Here is a 2202-nt window from a genome sequence, read left to right as displayed (position 1 = left end):
AACCTTCAACAGAAGAGAAGGCAAGTAAAGAAAGCACAACAGAACAACCTTCAACAGAAGAAGCTACTAAAGAAACTACAACAAATCAACCAATTTCAGAAAAAGAAACTGTAAATGAAGTTAAAAATGTAGCAAATGAAACAGGAGTGTCTGAAGACGAAATTTTATCAGTTTTAAATAAACAAGGTGTTAATAAAGCTAATGAAAATGAAATTTTAGCTGCTTTAGTTAAAGAAAAATCGGCAACTAATGATCAATATTCAACTCCTGTAGTTGCTAATACAACAAACACATCTTCTAAAACGAAGACAACTTCTAACACACCTGTTAGAAACTTATTACGTAATAGAGCAGTGGTAACGGATCGTGCTGCTACGTCAGATTTACAAGAATTAGCAGAAAATAGTGCTATATACTCACCAGGTGATGCTACTAAAAACCAAACTTATAGTGGTAAAGCATGGGTTTATAGAAATGGTAATCATTCAGACTCTTCTCAAAAAGATGCAGTAGCTTTACCAGGAGTTAATGTTTACTTACAATGGGTAAACGGAAAAGGTTTTGTATCCCCAGTTTATTACACTACTACAAATCCAGACGGTTCATTTGCATTTGACTTATCCAAACCAGTTACAGATGAGAATGGCAATTCTTATGAATTTAAATTAGCAGGAGACTCCCAATTCGCTATAAGAACTTGGGTTAAAAATCCAGATCCATCTAAATACGATGTTGTTAAACATGGCGACCAAATGTATGGTTATCATGATCGTTTAACTAGAAAAAATGAATCTTGGGACTTTACAGCAGGAGTTAATAGAATTGTTAACTCACAAGTTGTACTTCAAGAAAAACATAATAATGTTGATTGGTTACTAAAACCAGAAAATGAACGTACAACATCTGGTACTTCAAATGGCCAATTTGAAAATACAGGTAATTACGGTACAATTCGCGGTAACGTATGGTATGAAAACGGGGATCCTAATGGCTCTGATGCAAGACGCTGGGGTAAAGATACTTGGGATGTTAATGCAACTAATACAAAAGTCGCTGCATCATATGTAAATGACGAAGTAACTAGATTATTTGATACTTGGAAAAATGAACACAGTGGTTATACATTAGATGATTTCAAAGCTGCACAAGCACAAATTATCGCTGATTATGAAGCGAAAAATGGTGTGGGTTCACACATTGCTGAAACTGTTGTAGCAAATGTAGATTCTAACGGTGATTATTACATTCCGTTCAAAGGTATCTATGGTATTAGTGCTTATAAACAAAATTCAGGTACAAGCATTTCTAAAACTATCTCAGATGAAGAATATGGCAAAGTTGTAGCTGATAAAGATGTTTCACATAATAACTTAATGGCTTGGAATGGAACAATTGGCCAAAAACACAGACATATCAACTCTGATTATGTATATGTTACACCGCTTGTTGAAGGCTATGCTATTTGGAGTAATAATTTCCAAACTAACATGTTTGAAGGACTTAGTGATGATATTTTACCAATTGGACCAAGTGCTCAAAGCTCATATAATACATCAGGTGTAGATTTTGCACTTTTAGCACCACAACCAATGCACGACATCACGAATTATAACTCAACAGATGAATTAGCTAGACCAGGTGATACTGCACAATCTAGAACAGGCGGTTTATTACCAAATCGTGAATATCAAGTGCAATGGTTCAAAGATGGTCAAGCAATCGGAGAGCCAGTTACTGTAACTTCTGCTGAAGATGGAACAGTAGGATCAGTACCTTATACAGTACCAGCAGATGCAACAAGTTCAAATATATTCTTATCTGCAGTATTTAAACAAGGTGTTTCTACATCATCATTAACTACAGCATTAGCAATTGATTCATTCTCTATTGCAAAACCAGATAATGAAGTATATCAACCAACAACAGAAGAAGTTACAAAAGATTACGGTACACCAACAACTGAGGATGATGTAACAGGAGCAGTAACAGTTCCAGATTATCCATCAGAAAAAGGAACACTAACAATCACAGTTGATGATCCAAGTACATTACCAGATGGTAATACGCCAGGAACATTTGAAGTACCAGTGACAGTGACATATCCGGATGACACAACTGATAAAGTGAATGTAACTGTAGTTGTAGGAGAACCAACTGATGCAACAACTTATGAACCAACAACAGAAGAAGTCACAAAAGACT

At 35.3% G+C, this 2202-nt stretch carries 1 protein-coding gene; it reads left to right on the top strand.

The window, feature by feature from the left end; all coding sequences use genetic code 11:
• On the top strand, positions 1-2202 hold a 2202-nt coding region (locus tag HMPREF3239_RS05665; protein ID WP_218117667.1), incomplete at both ends, for a Rib/alpha-like domain-containing protein.

The sequence above is a fragment of the Staphylococcus sp. HMSC34C02 genome, assembly GCF_001838705.1.
GTDB classification, from domain to species: domain Bacteria; phylum Bacillota; class Bacilli; order Staphylococcales; family Staphylococcaceae; genus Staphylococcus; species Staphylococcus borealis.
This window is presented reverse-complemented; position numbering and strand designations above follow the sequence as displayed.